Annotated in this window: 1 protein-coding gene; it reads right to left on the reverse strand. The window is 71.0% G+C overall.

What is annotated here, in order from left to right; all coding sequences use genetic code 11:
• The coding region (locus M0638_RS28655) for a helix-turn-helix domain-containing protein (RefSeq protein ID WP_248670359.1) at positions 1-268 on the reverse strand (268 nt) is incomplete at its 3' end.
• Between the last annotated feature and the right edge of the window lie 56 nt (positions 269-324).

Here is a 324-nt window from a genome sequence, read left to right on the forward strand (position 1 = left end):
TGCCCCGGTGCCGCCGGAACCGCTCCGACAGCCATCCCTCCAGGCCGGCCAGCGCACCAGGGCGGCAGGGCGCGCGGAACGCCACCCACCCCTCGGCCGCGACATAGCGCTGCACCGTCATCGGACTGCACCCAACCTCGCGGGCAATCCGCCGCAACCCCCAGCCAAGCCGATGCAGGTGCAGCATCGCCGCCACCTCGTCCGGCACCCTCATCGCCCCGCTCCGCGGCTGTTCCAACCGCGAAGGACACTCCACCTCGTCCGTCATCCAGCCGAACTCCCCTCATCAAGGGTGTCCAGTTCTCCCCGTCGCCTCCGTCCAGT

Origin of the sequence: Roseomonas acroporae, assembly GCF_023223525.1 — a bacterium.
Lineage (GTDB): Bacteria > Pseudomonadota > Alphaproteobacteria > Acetobacterales > Acetobacteraceae > Roseomonas_E > Roseomonas_E acroporae.